The 15,317-nt window shown below is 38.6% G+C and carries 17 protein-coding genes; 9 read left to right on the top strand and 8 right to left on the bottom strand.

The genetic code is table 11. The features are described from left to right. Nucleotides 1–310: 310 nt before the first annotated feature. Both C7Y70_RS10680 and C7Y70_RS10675 read right to left on the bottom strand, forming a co-directional pair. Complete coding sequence (locus C7Y70_RS10680; RefSeq protein ID WP_135474913.1) at nt 311–790, bottom strand: histidine phosphatase family protein; 480 nt, start codon at nt 788–790, stop codon at nt 311–313. Continuing rightward, entirely contained in the window at nt 787–1,944 is a 1,158-nt protein-coding gene (locus C7Y70_RS10675; protein ID WP_135474912.1) for a serine hydrolase domain-containing protein, read from the bottom strand. Before C7Y70_RS10675 ends, C7Y70_RS10680 begins: the two co-directional genes overlap by 4 nt. A 121-nt stretch (nt 1,945–2,065) precedes the next feature. Between C7Y70_RS10675 and C7Y70_RS10670 the strand changes: the two genes are divergently transcribed. The 6 genes from C7Y70_RS10670 (at nt 2,066) to C7Y70_RS10645 (ending at nt 7,803) form a co-directional block, all read left to right on the top strand. Continuing rightward, on the top strand, nt 2,066–2,863 hold the full coding sequence (locus tag C7Y70_RS10670) for a hypothetical protein (RefSeq protein WP_245321482.1): 798 nt from the start codon (nt 2,066–2,068) through the stop codon (nt 2,861–2,863). Between the two features lie 142 nt (nt 2,864–3,005). Continuing rightward, on the top strand, nt 3,006–3,812 hold the full coding sequence (locus C7Y70_RS10665; protein WP_245321480.1) for a MipA/OmpV family protein: 807 nt from the start codon (nt 3,006–3,008) through the stop codon (nt 3,810–3,812). Continuing rightward, the gene (locus tag C7Y70_RS10660; RefSeq protein ID WP_099294456.1) at nt 3,802–4,194 is read left to right on the top strand and encodes a DUF3019 domain-containing protein; all 393 of its coding nucleotides are present in this window, start codon (nt 3,802–3,804) and stop codon (nt 4,192–4,194) included. Before C7Y70_RS10665 ends, C7Y70_RS10660 begins: the two co-directional genes overlap by 11 nt. 12 nt (nt 4,195–4,206) lie before the next feature. Further along, nucleotides 4,207–4,911 carry a response regulator transcription factor gene (locus tag C7Y70_RS10655; protein ID WP_099294454.1) on the top strand — a complete coding sequence of 235 codons (705 nt, stop codon included), beginning with the start codon at nt 4,207–4,209 and terminating at the stop codon, nt 4,909–4,911. Between the two features lie 31 nt (nt 4,912–4,942). Next, nucleotides 4,943–6,235, top strand: a complete 1,293-nt coding sequence (locus tag C7Y70_RS10650; RefSeq protein ID WP_135474910.1) for a HAMP domain-containing sensor histidine kinase — start codon at nt 4,943–4,945, stop codon at nt 6,233–6,235. Nucleotides 6,236–6,450: 215 nt separating this feature from the next. Next, nucleotides 6,451–7,803, top strand: a complete 1,353-nt coding sequence (locus tag C7Y70_RS10645; RefSeq protein WP_135474909.1) for a sodium-dependent transporter — start codon at nt 6,451–6,453, stop codon at nt 7,801–7,803. Between the two features lie 24 nt (nt 7,804–7,827). Here C7Y70_RS10645 and C7Y70_RS10640 read toward each other — a convergent pair whose 3' ends face one another. Further along, entirely contained in the window at nt 7,828–8,280 is a 453-nt protein-coding gene (locus C7Y70_RS10640; RefSeq protein ID WP_135474908.1) for a GNAT family N-acetyltransferase, read from the bottom strand. Between the two features lie 59 nt (nt 8,281–8,339). Then, nucleotides 8,340–9,083 carry a sporulation protein gene (locus C7Y70_RS10635; protein ID WP_099294446.1) on the bottom strand — a complete coding sequence of 248 codons (744 nt, stop codon included), beginning with the start codon at nt 9,081–9,083 and terminating at the stop codon, nt 8,340–8,342. A 257-nt stretch (nt 9,084–9,340) separates the two neighbouring features. On the opposite strand from C7Y70_RS10635, the gene C7Y70_RS10630 reads away from it, so the two are divergent. From C7Y70_RS10630 to C7Y70_RS10620, 3 genes are all read left to right on the top strand, one after another. Continuing rightward, the gene (locus C7Y70_RS10630; protein WP_135474907.1) at nt 9,341–10,912 is read left to right on the top strand and encodes a cation:proton antiporter family protein; all 1,572 of its coding nucleotides are present in this window, start codon (nt 9,341–9,343) and stop codon (nt 10,910–10,912) included. 296 nt (nt 10,913–11,208) lie between these two features. Beyond that, complete coding sequence (locus tag C7Y70_RS10625; RefSeq protein ID WP_099294444.1) at nt 11,209–11,490, top strand: hypothetical protein; 282 nt, start codon at nt 11,209–11,211, stop codon at nt 11,488–11,490. Nucleotides 11,491–11,619: 129 nt separating this feature from the next. Then, nucleotides 11,620–11,838, top strand: a complete 219-nt coding sequence (locus C7Y70_RS10620) for a DUF3820 family protein (RefSeq protein ID WP_099294442.1) — start codon at nt 11,620–11,622, stop codon at nt 11,836–11,838. A gap of 187 nt (nt 11,839–12,025) precedes the next feature. Here the strand turns inward: C7Y70_RS10620 and C7Y70_RS10615 are convergent, their stop codons facing one another. The 4 genes from C7Y70_RS10615 to C7Y70_RS10600 all read right to left on the bottom strand — a co-directional run bounded on the left by C7Y70_RS10615 (nt 12,026) and on the right by C7Y70_RS10600 (nt 15,235). Beyond that, entirely contained in the window at nt 12,026–13,273 is a 1,248-nt protein-coding gene (locus C7Y70_RS10615; protein ID WP_135474906.1) for an ATP-binding protein, read from the bottom strand. 6 nt (nt 13,274–13,279) lie between these two features. Next, complete coding sequence (locus tag C7Y70_RS10610) at nt 13,280–13,972, bottom strand: response regulator (RefSeq protein WP_135474905.1); 693 nt, start codon at nt 13,970–13,972, stop codon at nt 13,280–13,282. A gap of 14 nt (nt 13,973–13,986) precedes the next feature. Continuing rightward, a complete protein-coding gene (locus tag C7Y70_RS10605) occupies nt 13,987–14,298 on the bottom strand; it encodes a DUF3019 domain-containing protein (protein ID WP_237113954.1) in 312 nt (103 codons plus the stop codon). A 76-nt stretch (nt 14,299–14,374) separates the two neighbouring features. Beyond that, complete coding sequence (locus C7Y70_RS10600; RefSeq protein WP_099294436.1) at nt 14,375–15,235, bottom strand: MipA/OmpV family protein; 861 nt, start codon at nt 15,233–15,235, stop codon at nt 14,375–14,377. Nucleotides 15,236–15,317: the final 82 nt, after the last annotated feature.

Below are 15,317 nucleotides of genomic sequence, written 5' to 3'. Positions count from 1 at the left end.
GAGACAGTTGACCTTTGTGGATTGAAATTTGTTCAATCTAGGGGTGATTTAATCGCGGCGCGAGGTTTGTAACCTAGCGGGCTAAGTAAAAACCGAGCAAAGCTACCGCGTCCTGCTAGCGCCCCTTACCTACATCCATGTAGGTAACAAAGAGTCAATCGCCCCTAGGAAGAACCCTTTGGGCAGCGCATGTTTGGCATTTATACTGCGTTGTCGCCTATTTATGGGGAACAACCACACTGCATAGGCGCTGCCTTGCCTAAATACCAAACATACTGCTGTAAAATTAATCACGAAAGGTCAACACGCCCTAGTCAAAATTCATTTTTAAATCACTTAAATGAAAATTTTGTCCCGTTCGCTGTAGTAAAAAATAACGGGAAAACTCAGATTCATGCATTTTATCGACTTTTAATTCAGAAAATAACGCTGCTAATTCCACACTTGTATTACTGTGGCCAACAATGATGATTGTTCCATTCATCGTTAATACTTGCTCACTAAATTGTGCTAAGTCTCTAGGATTATACACCTGTACCTCAACCCCTAAATCTTTAGCTAATGCGTTGGCCGTTTCAATTGTGCGATTATAGTTGGTACTGAACAAAGCCACTGGCTTGTTATTTTCAATGAGGCTAGATAGTTGATCAGCTCTGTGTTTACCGGCCTCTGTTAAATGTGGGTTGTTCCCCTTTTCTTTTTCGCTGTGGCGAAATAAGTAAATACTATCAGGGGCTGCATGCGCAAAGCTTGTGCAAAATAACATTAAAAAGCCAACTAAGTGTCTCATCCTTTCTCCAACTGTTGCATGTTTTGTCTTTTATATTCCAGCACCCGGTTGATAAACTCCGTTGTGAGCTCATTAATAAGCCCTGTCTCTGCGTTTAATACTAGGCTAAACCCTATGTTAAGGTGCGGCATTACCACAAGATCGCTGCGATACCCTTGTACCCAGCCGCTATGATAATAAAGCGTCTCATTATCATAATTATAAACACGCCAACCGAGACCATAATAAGCCGCTTTTAGATGCTTTCTCCACACTCTACGTCGTAATTCTTTTTTTGTTTGTGTGTAAGGTCTTGCCTGACTAGCCAATACTTCAGAAGAAAGAATAGTCGGATAAACACCAAGCTGCGCTTTTAACCAGATAGCCATATCGCTCGCACTGGCATTAACACCCGCAGCGGGAAGCACTTTATAGTAATTCTTTTTTAACCTCGCAGTGTGCCACCGTTTACGCCCTCTAACATGAGGATGAGCATAATTACTATCAATCACCATGTTGTCATACCCTAAGCTGGCGTTATTCATTTGCAATGGTGCAAATATAAACTCATTCAACCAATGGGAATAATCCATTTGAGTGCTGGATTTAATTACTTCATCAACTAAGCTAAACATCACATTTTGATAACCATAACATTGACCTGGCTGACATATAGGCTCAACACTTAATAGTTTTTCAACAATATCAGGATAGCGCATCCTTGACTCAATTAAATTATCATATGCATTTGGCACTAGGCCACCTGAGTGACTAAGTAGGTGGTACACTTTTAAGTTGTTTTTATAGCTTGTGTTACTTAGTTTAGGTATATATTTACTGACGGGATCTTCTAATGAAAAGCGCTTCTCATTAGCAAGTTTTGCAGTTAAAGACCCTGCAAATGTTTTAGAGACAGATGCCAAACGAAAACGTGTATTTGTGTCAACTCGCTGGCCCTTGTGTAGTTTAGTAACGCCGTAACCTTTCACAAACTCACTGTCTTGACCGTATACAATAGATAATGCTGCGCCTGGTATACCTTTGCTTTTTAACTTGATTGATAAATGTGTGTTGTAATCATCAATCAACTTATCCCATTGAGCATCTTGACTAGAACAAGTGTATGAAATAAATAATAAAAAAAAACAAAATAATAATAGTGTTGATGACTTCATTTTTATTATTTTAACTATATTAAGAAATTTCTTAGCACATAATAACATGAACTTTTATCAAGACTAACGTACAATATTCGCATTAATATGTTCTTAAGGGTTTATTGTGCTTATTCGTTATATTTTTATCGCTTGCTTATTACTTACAACGACTGCATGTACTACAGCACCACCGCCTGTTGCAGACTCTTTGCAAATGCCAAAGAAACCTTTGTTAAAAACCCAGCATTACCAAATAAGTTATTCAACTGCTCACAATTCGCCAAAAGTAAAGTCTGTTCAGTTACCAGCCCACAAAGTAAAACGCAATCAAACGGTTAAGATTGTCGCAGATAATACGAGTGTTACAGACATTTTATTCTCACAAATTACTGATGCACTCAAGGCGATAAATCTTAATGTTGTTACACAAGGCAAAAGCGATTACACGCTGTCAGTGCATCAACTTGAGCTAAACTTTGTTGAAGATACTAAATACCAGATAGATACGCCTAAAACACCGCTTTCAACATTTGAAAAGATTTCACTACTTTACCCAACACAACAATGTGCAACTATAAATGCAGATGTCAGTATGCGTCTAACACACAGAGCATCAGGCGATGTAGTCTGGTTTGGTAAGTCAGCGATTGACAGTGCGAGCTTTCATCGTGAACCCCTTGTGTATTCATACCAACAAGAACAAATCATTAGCAACGAGCTTGAAATAGCATCGTTTATCCATCAGCAGAATACAGAACAAGCCCGCCGTGCGCGTGCATCTCAAGAGGTGAGTATTCCACCTTACAAAGTAATGAGTAAAATGAGCAGCTTGACTAAATTGCAAGGTCCATGTAACCGCACAGAGGTAAGCGCGCTAACCCCAATGATGCAATTTTATTTGAGTAGTATTTTAATCGACAAAATCAAAGTTCAGTAAGTAAAATTATTTGCTACATTTTTTTACAGAAAAAGGCATTCTTTGACAATATAATACACTTACTTACTCAACCTTAGTTACAGGGAAAGCAATGCTGCAAATTTTAAATAAAACACGTACTTTAATTTGTATATTATTAGTTATGTGTTTTTGGAGCGATGTAAGCTTTGCAAGTAACCGATATTACGCCGATAACACTTTAAAACCCACGAATGGGTTTGCTTGGGACTGGAGTGCTGGAGCCGGTTATTATATTGAAGATTCCTACCTTGTTGGAATGGACTCTTATAATGATGGCTTAGAACTTGATCTTAACTTAGCTATCTCTTACGACCGCTTCTACCTCGATATTGACCACAGCCAACTTAGTGGTGGCGTCATCATTGGTTATAGTTTAATTGAACGATATGACTGGGAGCTGGATATTCTTGGTACTAATGTTCAAGCTGGATTTGATGAGACAGGCTTAGACTTTTACAACACAGGCACAATTGACGAGTTGGAAGGAATTCTAAGCCGCAAATATGACTTTAATACCGGATTGCGTTTAACACGTCGTTTTCAAAACTCTCAAATTTCTGTTGAATATCTCCATGACATTTCTAGTTCACATAATAGCTGGGTAATAAACACTTTTTTTAGTCACATACTCCCCTGGAAAAATTGGGAATTCCGTTCTGGTGTTGGTTTTAGTGCGTATTCGGATGATTTTACAAACTATTATTTTGGTATTTCGCCAGAAGAATCAAAACCAACAAGACCTATTTATGAAACGGGCACTTCTGGCAGCGTAATTTTTGAATTCCACGCAGAGTACCCCTTAAATAGACACTGGGTGTTTTTAACAGGTGTATTGTCAACGTGGTTCACAAGTGAAATATCAAATAGCCCTATCGTTTCACAAGGCTATCAACACAAAGCCATGGTAGGCGTGCGATATGTATTCTAAAACATTAACTCTTGCCTTATGTTTACTAAGTACCAAACCTTTAACGGTAAGTGCTGAACAAATTGATCAAAGTGATTTTGTTGCAATACCTGACACCTGTGTAGCATTGCGTGAAGGGCGAAATTGCTATGCTGACATCGAGATCAATTGGCAACGCCCTGAGATTGGTAATTATTGCCTTAGGGACGCTACTTCAAAGCACATTATGCAATGCTGGCTCAGACAAAAATCAGGGCAGTTTGATTATGCTTTTGATTCAGTCGAAACAATTGCATTTGAGCTAATCAACAGTGATAGCGGCAAAATCATTGCTAAAACACACGTTCAATTACAATGGGTTTATCAAAACCGCCAGAAGAAACGTCGCTGGCGATTGTTTTAAAAAGAGAAGACTATGGATAATTACGGCACTATTTTACTGGTTGAAGATGACACCTCACTTGCTCAATGGGTCGCAGAGTATTTGATTGAACAAGGTTACACGACGCAAATTTGCTCCCGAGGAAATCTTGTTGTCGAACAAGTTAAACAATTCTCACCTGATTTAATTCTGCTTGATATTATGCTGCCAGGACAAGACGGCATTAGCGTCTGTCGTGAACTTAGGCAGTTTTATAATAAGCCAATTATTATGCTTACAGCTCGTGATGAGGAAATGGATGAAGTTATTGGGCTTGAAGTCGGTGCCAGTGATTACATAACAAAACCTGTTAGGCCCAGAGCACTGTTGGCACGAATTAAAGCGGCTCTACGCATGAGTCATGACAATATAGAACAAAAAAATGATTCAACTCTTATCGAAGTTGGCGCACTAAAAATTGACACGCAATCACGCAATGTTTTTATTAATAATATAGAACAATCAATTTCCAGCGCGGAATATCTGCTACTGAGTTATTTAGCATCAAACGCCGGACAAGTCGTGTCGCGCGACGCCGTATTTAAAGCGACTAAAGGGCGAGAATATGATGGCCTTGACCGCAGCGTAGATGTACTTATATCAGCATTACGTAAAAAGTTTAATGACGATCCGCAACACCCTGAAAAAATTAAAACAATTTGGGGTAAAGGTTATTTACTGGTTGCAAGCGCATGGTAGTCAAATCACACCTTTATAGTAGTAGATATCAATGAAGAAGTTTTATCTTTCACTGCTAGGAAGTGCTCTTTTGTCAATTGTTGTGCTTGGTTGGTTAATCGATGCCTTTAGTCAACAAACCCATTCTCCGCAAGATGAGTTTTCTCTGCAAAGCAAACTCTTAATGGGTTTCAGTCAACAACTATTGCAGCTCCCTCCTGCTGAACGCAGTCAATATACGCAGCAACTAGCTTCGCAATTTGAGTTACCCCTTACCTATCGAGCAACAGAGACACTAGCATTGCCGAATTCATTACTTCAGCAGATGAATAAAACAGGAGGATTAATACTCGAAGATCAACAAGGGTTTTACTTGCTGTATAGCAACAATCAGTTAGCACCGTTTCATTTAAAGCTACGATTAGAAAAAACAATCGAGCAAATACAGCAAAATGATATGTTACTCACCTTATTATTTTATGCAGGCTTATGTGTATTTATGGGCTTTATTATTGCCCCACTAGCCAAACGTTTAGGGGTTGTAAATGAGGCTGCAAAACAGTTTGCAAGTGGTAATTTACAAGCACGTATCAAGGTTTCATATTTTACTTATATTAAAGATGTTGAGCTCACTTTTAACCGAATGGCCAGTCAAATAGAAAAGTTACTCGATGAAAATAAATTAATGGCATCAAGTTTATCTCATGATATTCGCACACCAATTGCCTGTCTACGATTTGGCTTAGATGCTACGTTAGACTGTGATGACGAACAAAAAAGGTTGCACTATCTAACACGAATGGAATCTGACTTAGACCAGATGGAATCTATGCTAAAAAGCTACTTGGCATTTGCGACATTAGAACAAAAAGCCACGCAACTTAATTACGCTCACACAGAATTAAACGATTACTTAAAAACCGTTATTGCTCAGCTGGAGCCTAAAATAGCCAAACATAACATTGATGTTGAATTAGATTGTGATGATATTAGCGTTTATGCAGATCTTCATTGGCTCGCCCGCGCAATTTCCAACTTATTGAGTAATGCATGTGACTTTGCAACCGACCATATAGTAATTAGCGCTAAAAAAATGACACACACAGTGGTTATTACTGTCGAAGATGATGGCCCTGGAATAGAAGAACATAACTGGCACAAAGTATTTACTCCGTTTTTTCAGGAACAAAATCACCGAAATAGAGAAGCGCAAAGTTATGGTTTAGGCTTAGCGATTGTTGCAAAAGTAGCTGACTGGCACCACGGTTCAGTTACGGTGAGTCGCAGTAAACAACTAAAAGGGGCTTGTTTTACTTTGAAAATCCATAACACAAATAAAATGTAACTATTCTGTTACAGTTTACATATACCAGCGAACTAGTTTTATACTAGTATTCAATGGGTTAAAAACAAAAAACGCCACTTTACTAGTATAAAAAAGTATTAAAAATAGACAATCACCATCCCACTATATTGATATAGAACAATAAGTGCTTTTTATTTATATGCATATAAAGTAGATTGTCATCGCCGTTAAAAAATAGAGAAGTAATAATAATTATGAGCGCAGTTAGAGGGGAGTTTAGCTCCCGTTTTGGATTCATTATGGCCGCCGCAGGCTCAGCGGTTGGGTTAGGTAATATTTGGGGCTTTCCCACTCAAACAGCCAGCAATGGCGGCGCAGCATTTTTAGTTGCCTACTTGATTCTTGCTTTTTGTTTAGCTTACCCTGCTCTAATGGCAGAATTAACAATTGGCCGCCATGGTCAAGCTAATGCAGTTTCATCACTGCGCAAAATATCCAATACAAAATCACAAAAGCAATTTGCTTTTATAGTGGGCTTTGGTGGCATTATTTGTGCCGGGCTAATTTTAAGCTTTTACGCAATTGTTGCAGGTTGGATGATAAGCGCAACCTTAGAACCGATTGCCACATTAACCTCAAATCAATCAGTTACTAATTGGCTAAGTGAACAATCTTTATCAAGAAATTTATTGTTTACGGCAGGTTTTATTATTTTAACCGTGGCGATTATCAGCCGAGGTGTGGAGAACGGCATTGAGAAGTGGTCTAAACGTTTAATGCCTGCTCTTCTGTCAATTCTATTTGCACTCATCATTTATGTAATGATGCAAGAAGGTGCTATGACAGGCCTTAAGGCATATTTAGTTCCTGATTTTGGTTCGATTTTAAACCCCGAATTGCTGGTAAACGCTCTTGGCCAAGCATTTTTCTCCTTGTCGCTTGGCACCAGTGTTATGATCATTTATGGCTCATATATTAGCAAAAAAGAAAACCTTGTTTCACTCGGTGCTTATGTCACTTTGATTGATGTATTTATTGCTTTTGTGGCAGGCCTTTTAATCATTCCAGCCATGTATGTAGCGCAAGCCCAAGGTGTTGAAATTTTTAGTGCACAAGGCGAGCTGCTCTCCGAAGACACTTTAGTTTTTCAAGTTCTGCCAGCCCTCTTTGATGGTATGGGTACTATCGGTTTATTTGTTGGCTTTGCATTCTTTGCCCTAATGAGTATCGCCGCATTAACATCGTCAATTTCTATGTTAGAAGCCCCTGTTTCGTATGCAGTAGAGCGATTCTCACTCGACAGAATCAAGGCTACTTGGTTGATTGGCGCTATTATAACTTTAGTAAGTTCCACTATCGTCATTTACTTTGATACGTTATTTGGCTTCGTCATCACCATCACCACTAAGTTTGGGCAACCTTTGTTAGGACTTATGTGCTGCTTATTTGTCGGCTGGATTTGGTATAGAAACTCATTACTTGAGGAGATAAAGCAAGGGTGTCCCGATGTGGCTAACAGTGTATTTTGGAAGATATGGCCTTGGTACATTAAGTTTATTTGCCCACTTGCCATTTCATTAGTGTTCATCAATTCAATTTTTGGTTAATTTACACCTATTAACAAGCGCCCATTAACTTATTGGGCGCTTTAAAATCATATCTTGATGCTCTATACCATCTTCTAAGTACGGCTGCTTTATTGCTGTAAAGCCAAGGGCTTGATAAAAATCTAACAAGTAGGTTTGGGCACCAATATATATTTCTCTGCTGGGCCATAATTTAAAGCACCTTTCGATTGCTTGTGTTACCAACTCTTGTGCAAACCCGTTGCCACGATGCTCTTTACTAATCAGCACGCGCCCTATTGCACTGTACTTATCATCTTTTAAGTAACATCGAGCATATGCGCCAAGGTGTTCGTCAGTAAGCCAATAAAGGTGCTCTGTGGTGCTATTGCAATCTACGTTATCTAGCTCTGGATATGCACAAGCTTGTTCTACAACAAAAACATCGACACGCCCCTTTGCAATCAGAAATAATTCTTTTGTTGTCAATTCTGAAAATGACTTGGTTATTAAATTCATAAAAATCCTAATAAAAAAGCCCAGACAATGCTGGGCTATTAAACGAGATAAATGTAAGTCTATGCAAATAATCGTTCAAGCTGATCACACAACTGGGATAAATTAACATGGTCATGTTCAATGGTTAAATCTACGTAACCATCACCACGAAACGCTCTATCAAGTTCAATCAATACATGCGTCTTATGGGCCTCAGGGACAAACGACAACTCAATCTCTTGCAAACCAAATAAACTGCGGCTATTTGGTTTATATTCAAGCTCTTGATAACAACCAGATACTGAGCTAAATGTTGTAGCACGCAAATACCCTTTTTCTACATCTGCTTTAACTAAGCTAAAACCGAGGTTATCCATTGCCTGCATGAAGGTATTAACTGCATCATTAGGGTAAATATGCAGGTGATCTTTATCACTTGGATCAAGTGCCAGATCAATGTCTAATCCTGTCTCAAGCCAAACGTGCGATTGGTTATACCCGGCATTAATTTCTGTTATCGGCGTTTCTGAATGTAGGCGAGCTTCAAAAGGAATATGTTTTTCTTGTCCTGGCTCTATTGTGCCAATGTCAGTGATCCGCCACTTATCTATTACGTGATTTGTGAAATAACTGCCCTCTTCACCTTCTACTTTTACCCGCGTCATCAAGGCTAAATCGAGCCCAGATATTTCTTGGCTTACGTCACCTGCTGTGATCACAATTTGAGCATTAAACTTTTGCCCAGGCTGAAGGTGCTCGGTTTCTAAAATAGTATCAACTTTTGCTGCACCAATACCGACTGATGCAAGAATTTTTTTAAACATCTATTTCTCCTTAAGCATAGCCGCCTTAATACAACTACACCTAAAATCCTTTGTTACTGCATCTTAACCATATTTAAAAGCTGATGTCAGCGAAAAAATAGCTATTTAATCAGTTTTTACATTAAACAATGCACTATTGCATGTTTTTCATACGAATTATAGATAGTTCAAGTGTATCTTCATTAGTCATACTATTTATTTCAAAAACACTGAGATTTCGCTACACTGTAAAAACAAATGAAGTCATATTAAGTATTATGGAACTAATTTATTTTGCAGCAGCGTTTGTCTGCGGTTTTGTTGTTTACCAACTTAAACTTCCGCCATTGATCGGCTTTCTAATTGCAGGTTTTGCCTTAAACCTTTCAGGGTTTAAAACCACCGAACTTCTCAATTCAATCGCAAACTTAGGTGTAACTCTTCTGCTATTCAGTATTGGATTAAAGTTACGTGTCGCTAACTTAATAAAACCGCAAGTTTGGGCACCCGCTTCTATACACATTATTTTAAGTAGCTTACTCTTTGCTGGCTTTATGCTGCTACTGGGGTATTTAGCACTGCCTTTATTTAAAGAACTTAGTTGGCAAAGTGCTTTATTAGTTGGTTTTGCTTTTAGCTTTTCAAGTACTGTTTTTGCTGTAAAGGTGCTTGAGGAGCGAGGCGAAATGTCCAGCCTGCACGGCAAGATTGCGATAGGCATACTTGTCATGCAGGATATCTTTGCCGTTATATTTTTAGCAATTAGCACCGGTAAATCACCCAATGCCTGGGCTATCGCGTTATTTGCGTTATTACCTTTAATGCGCCCCGTGATGTTTTGGATATTGAACCGCTCTAAACATGGCGAGCTTTTACCTTTATTTGGCTTTTTTTTCGCTCTCGTTGTTGGCTATCACGCGTTTGAATTTGCAGGATTAAAAGGGGATTTAGGTGCGCTGATCATTGGTATGATATTCGCGCCACACAAAAAAGCAGGCGAGCTTGCAAAGTCCTTACTTAATTTAAAAGAAATCTTATTGGTAGGCTTCTTTTTAACAATAGGCTTGGGTGCAGAATTAACAATAAACTCCCTCTTTATAGCCCTATTAATTATTTTAGTGTTGCCAATAAAAGTTTCTTTGTACTATGTCCTAACCAACGTGTTTAAGCTTCGTGCTCGCACCTCACTGCTCAGTGCTTTTACCCTTTCAAATTATAGCGAATTTGGTTTAATCGTCTGTATGGTTGCAGCCACAAGCGGCTTGATCACCGCTGAATGGTTAGCTGTTATGGCAATCGCAGTTTCAATTACCTTTATTATTGCATCACCACTAAATAAGCGTTCTAACGAAATCTACGTTAAAATCGAGGCTTGGTTGTTAAAGTTCGAAAGCCAAACACGCTTAGCAGAAGAACTGCCTGTGAACCTCAACGATACTAAAATCGTTATTTTTGGTATGGGCCGTATCGGAACAGGTGCATACGAAACCATCAATATGACGCACCCAGGCGTTGTTGCTGGTGTTGACATAAAGCCTGAGGTTGTTGACAAGCATATAAAAAGAGGCCGAAAAGCATTGCTAGCTGATGCAACTGATCCTGATTTTTGGCAAAGAGTAAATCATTCAAGTGTTGAAATGATCATGCTGGCAATGCCCAAGCATATGCAAAACATTTTTGCTTTAGAGCAATTAAAAGCATCTGGATATAAAGGTCAAGTAACAGCGATTGCTAACTACCCAGATCAACAGAAAGAGTTGGAAGATATGGGTGTTGACTCTACTTATAACTTCTATTTGGAAGCAGGTAGTGGCTTTGCTGAACATGTAAAGCAAAAACTATTTTCTTAATGTAAAATATTTATCTTTTTCGATTATCAGTGCCTAAAAGGGTACTGATAATCATTTTCATCATTAATTCATTAACTTAGTAATAAAACACCAATTCTTAGAATTTTTCCAAGCTTAAATACCGTCAACTACATTTACAAAGCTTTACATCGAAATTGGCATTTGCCAACTAAAACAGAGTAAACTGCAATCGTTGAATATTTGTAAGTATCTATTTTTAACACACAATTTTCGCCCGTGAGTGTTTTGCGCAAGCTAGAAAGCTTCTATTTATTTGTGATTATGAAAGGTTTTAGATGAAAGATAAGTTTACTATACAGCATCAAGCTGTGGCTGATGATTTACAAAGTCCAAAACTAGTTGAGCTTCAAAATCGTCTAGACGAAATTTTAAATCAAGGAATGACAGCGATGACAATGCGCGATGTGTTATTCCATAAGATGCTTGATGTGTACCAAGTCCCTAGCGATCATTTTTTGCGCGAAAGTGAAACTCCACTGCGAATCGACGACCCTGCAATCATTATTCAACTAAAACAGCTTGGGTTTACAAAAAAATCATCGTACCAAATTCATTAAGTAAACTACGAGGCCTACTCCCTCGTATCTTATAGGCTGTTTCTTGCCCGTCACAGCCTATTCTTCCCTCTCTCCTGGTGTTTGTAGTAAACTAAAGCACATACCTGTTTCATTCTACGGCATCCCTAAATGGACTCTAAAATACTTAAGACCGCCATCAATACAACAATGCCTTTTGGGAAATACGCTGGCCGCCCCTTGCTATTACTACCCGAACCCTATCTTGTTTGGTTCAAACAAAAGGGCTTTCCCCAAGGTCATCTGGGTACTCAACTTGCTATGATTTATGAAGTGAAACTCAATGGGCTAGAAGAAATGCTCATGCCACTTTTAGATAGCAAAAAATAACACTCAACATTGTGAACTTATTTATTTAAAGACGGTCTATTAAATTGCTACTTGTTGATTTTGGTTTAAACCGTAAAAAGCGCCATAAGGCGCTTTTTTTATTTATCTCATTTAAAGTCTAGGTAACCTGAACTCTGGAGACTAATAAATATATTTATGGTTTAATATCAATACATTAGTACATCTCTTAACCAGATTTCAGGTTAGGTAAATAAATTGTCACCCTCGCACCACCTAGAGTGGAGTCAGACACCAAGTAATCTCCTTGGTGCCAGGTGATGATTTTTGCAACTATAGCCAAACCTAAGCCAAAACCCCCTGTTTTTTTATCCCGACTCTTATCCAGTCGGGTAAACGGCTTAAACACGGCTTCTCTTTGAGCAAACTCAATACCTGTTCCATCATCTTCTACATGAATGGTTATTGTATCTGGCTCTTCTACAAGGCTCACATGCACGTGATTTTTTGCATGTTTTAGGGCATTACCTATTAAGTTTTGCATACTACGTGCAATAAGATGAGCATCGCATGTGTAGGTATAATATGCTGGTAAAGACGTTGTAAGCGTTATATCAGTCGCATAATCAAGCTTTTTAATCACGTTGTTTATCAACTCGACTAAATCACATTGCTCAACCTTTATATTTGGCCTTTGGCTATCAAGACGAGCGTAATCGAGCATCTCTTTCACAAGTGATTCCAGCTCAGAAATGTCTGCTTGCATTGTATCAATGTAATTGAATGCTTTTTCGTCAGTAACTTTATCTTCCAGCATAACTAACGCAAACTTTAAACGTGCTAGTGGTGTTCTGAATTCATGAGATACAGATGATGTTAGTTCTTGCTGAGCAGTTAATAAGTGCTGAATTCGAAGCTGCATCGCACTTAGAGTGTCAGTAATAGGTAAAAAGAAAGACTTCGACGACTCTGTTAATTGAAAATCTTGAGAGCCATCAACGGCCTCACAAGCTTGTCTTAATTTTGAAAAATCTCGCCACAACAAAAAGCTCCATAACCCAACAGGCACACCTACCACACTCAATAATAAGAAGTATGGCCAAACTGACGGAAATATGGGCTCTGATACATCAATAGGGCCAACTTGAAGTAGGCGCTCACTATCAATTGTGACATACCAGACTAATCGTTGCTGTTGATCAAAAAGATAAATAAAGTGTTTTTCCGACAATTCATTTTGATACGTAATAGGTAATGCCACATCTTTGGTGAGCACGACAGTCGCCCCAAAATGATGCGATACCTGTTCAATACCTTTCGGTGTTTGTGCTAATAACCAAAGAGAGCGCCCAAATTCATCATCAAGAGAAAGGTGTTGCTGACTTTCTTCGTAAGGCCAAAGTTGCTCTATTACGCCACTAACCAAAAAAAGGGAAACTATAATGTACAAATATAAACTTGCAAACAGCTTCCCCATTATCGATTACATTCCCCATGCATCAGAAACAAATAAGTAACCTTGGCCCCAAACCGTTTTTATACGATATGGTTTATCACTACTGTCACCTAATTTTTTACGAATTCGTGATACACGAACATCAACTGTTCGGTCTAGACCATCGTACTGACGACCTATCATATGTTGATGTACATGTTCTCGACTCAAAACCTCACCTGCATTTGAGGCCAGTAACCAGAGTAATTCAAATTCATGTGACGTGAGAGTTATTTCGCTATTATTTAATCGCACAATACGGCTTGTTTTATCAATACTTAAATCACCAAACTGAAGTTCTTCTAAGGGCTTGGTTGTGGCTTGTCCACGTCTTAATAAAGCATTGATTCTTGCTAAAAGTACTCTTGGCTCAGCGGGTTTAATGACATAATCATCGGCACCTAACTCCAATCCGATAACTTGATCAAAGTCTTCACCTTTGGCGGTTAGCATTAAAATGGGTAAGCTGAATTTATCTCTGACTTGACGGCAAACACTAAAACCGTCTTTACCTGGTAGCATCACATCTAATATCATTAAGTCGACTTGGTTTGCTTCTAGATATCCAAACACTTCATCGCCGCGCTCAAGTACCGCAACTTCAAGGCCATTACTTTCTAAGTAATCTCGTGTTAATTGCTGTAGTCCTAAATCATCTTCAACAAGTAATATTTTTGCCATTGGCAGCTCCAGAATTAAAAAAAGCTCCACGGAGAACGAAGCCTACGTCGTGTTGTTTTGGCGCGCGTACTTTGTACGTCAATACTTGCCGTTGCTATCTGTTCATCCGTATGAGGGTTGTGCAGGGAGTATAGGGTCTTAATATGAACATGCGCTTTATAATTAAAACTTGCAACTTTAACTTGCTGCCAACATTGCAACTGCTGATTTTGTTCATATAAACAAACATCCATTTTTTTAGGCAACGACAATGTAAACTTTAAATTAAGATCACAGATATCTTGTTGTTCGGAAACCACACAGACTTTTGGTGATACATTGAGCATATCTTTTGTAGCCTTAGCCTGTAACGGCCAACCGACCAAAGCAAAGACGCAAAGGGTATATTGTAGATACTTCATATTAAAAAATATGATTAAATCCTAAAAAAGCAGTCATAGAATACGATTTTTCGAACAACGGGCTGTCTGCTGAGACTGAATAATCATAGTAAGCCAGATGAAAACGCACAGAATTCACCTCACTCAGAGGCCAACGGGCGTCTATTTTAGCATAAGGCTGCAAGCTACTACCAACTGCAATTGCTTCAATTGGGTTTTCTTTTTTACTCACCCCATAGAAATAATCATTTAATTGTGACGACTTGTACCAAATGCCAAGGCTTGGTTTAACATATACCTCACCAATTCTATGCGACATTTGCCACTGTAGCGCACTACGCCATCCCTTATGAACACCAGATACATCAGACAGAGCTTGAGCAGAGAAAACATGTTTTCCATAAATGTAATGGTAACTCAGACCTGCATCAAGTGCCCATTTACGCTTATCAAGATCATTTACTTCTAGTTTTGGCTGTTGCTCTTTGAACTCTACGGATGAGGAGGTAATAAATGAATTAGATGAGGATAAAGCAAATATATTTGCTGGATGCCAATCGACAAAAAAACGCGTTTCAGGATTAAGCTCAGATACAAAATTAATAACGTGGGAAGAGTCAGGGTTAAGAGTATAACCTAGTCGGCCATTATCAAAAAAAAGATGTTCAGCATAATAAGCAACCTCAGGTATTAACACTAAAGGTAGATTTGACCCACCTTTTAAAGGATTTGTCATAACACCAAATCCAGCATTCAAACTTACATGCCATTGTTCAATGGCGATTTCCTGATTTGATTCACCTTCTGACGGTTGAGCAAATGAGATATTCACAGAGCCAAGCACTGTGCCTACCAAAACCAAGATTTTCGCTATCAACTTCATCGTTATTTTTATACGTTTTTATGCTGTTTGTGTCGGTATAATAGCAAGCTATTAAAAACTTATCCCCAGTTGATTACAATCA

Origin of the sequence: Pseudoalteromonas sp. KS88 (genome assembly GCF_004766475.1) — a bacterium.
Taxonomy (GTDB): Bacteria; Pseudomonadota; Gammaproteobacteria; order Enterobacterales; family Alteromonadaceae; genus Pseudoalteromonas.
This window is presented reverse-complemented; position numbering and strand designations above follow the sequence as displayed.

Excerpts from the sequence above, each read along its gene's own strand:
- C7Y70_RS10630 (WP_135474907.1), top strand. The coding sequence starts at position 9,341 with ATGGAACTAATTTATTTTGCAGCAGCGTTTGTCTGCGGTTTTGTTGTT.
- C7Y70_RS10645 (WP_135474909.1), top strand. The coding sequence starts at position 6,451 with ATGAGCGCAGTTAGAGGGGAGTTTAGCTCCCGTTTTGGATTCATTATG.
- C7Y70_RS10605 (WP_237113954.1), bottom strand. The coding sequence starts at position 14,298 with ATGCTCAATGTATCACCAAAAGTCTGTGTGGTTTCCGAACAACAAGAT.
- C7Y70_RS10655 (WP_099294454.1), top strand. The coding sequence starts at position 4,207 with ATGGATAATTACGGCACTATTTTACTGGTTGAAGATGACACCTCACTT.
- C7Y70_RS10600 (WP_099294436.1), bottom strand. The coding sequence starts at position 15,235 with ATGAAGTTGATAGCGAAAATCTTGGTTTTGGTAGGCACAGTGCTTGGC.
- C7Y70_RS10660 (WP_099294456.1), top strand. The coding sequence starts at position 3,802 with ATGTATTCTAAAACATTAACTCTTGCCTTATGTTTACTAAGTACCAAA.
- C7Y70_RS10665 (WP_245321480.1), top strand. The coding sequence starts at position 3,006 with ATGTGTTTTTGGAGCGATGTAAGCTTTGCAAGTAACCGATATTACGCC.
- C7Y70_RS10620 (WP_099294442.1), top strand. The coding sequence starts at position 11,620 with ATGGACTCTAAAATACTTAAGACCGCCATCAATACAACAATGCCTTTT.
- C7Y70_RS10640 (WP_135474908.1), bottom strand. The coding sequence starts at position 8,280 with ATGAATTTAATAACCAAGTCATTTTCAGAATTGACAACAAAAGAATTA.
- C7Y70_RS10610 (WP_135474905.1), bottom strand. The coding sequence starts at position 13,972 with ATGGCAAAAATATTACTTGTTGAAGATGATTTAGGACTACAGCAATTA.
- C7Y70_RS10625 (WP_099294444.1), top strand. The coding sequence starts at position 11,209 with ATGAAAGATAAGTTTACTATACAGCATCAAGCTGTGGCTGATGATTTA.
- C7Y70_RS10650 (WP_135474910.1), top strand. The coding sequence starts at position 4,943 with ATGAAGAAGTTTTATCTTTCACTGCTAGGAAGTGCTCTTTTGTCAATT.
- C7Y70_RS10635 (WP_099294446.1), bottom strand. The coding sequence starts at position 9,083 with ATGTTTAAAAAAATTCTTGCATCAGTCGGTATTGGTGCAGCAAAAGTT.
- C7Y70_RS10615 (WP_135474906.1), bottom strand. The coding sequence starts at position 13,273 with ATGGGGAAGCTGTTTGCAAGTTTATATTTGTACATTATAGTTTCCCTT.
- C7Y70_RS10680 (WP_135474913.1), bottom strand. The coding sequence starts at position 790 with ATGAGACACTTAGTTGGCTTTTTAATGTTATTTTGCACAAGCTTTGCG.
- C7Y70_RS10675 (WP_135474912.1), bottom strand. The coding sequence starts at position 1,944 with ATGAAGTCATCAACACTATTATTATTTTGTTTTTTTTTATTATTTATT.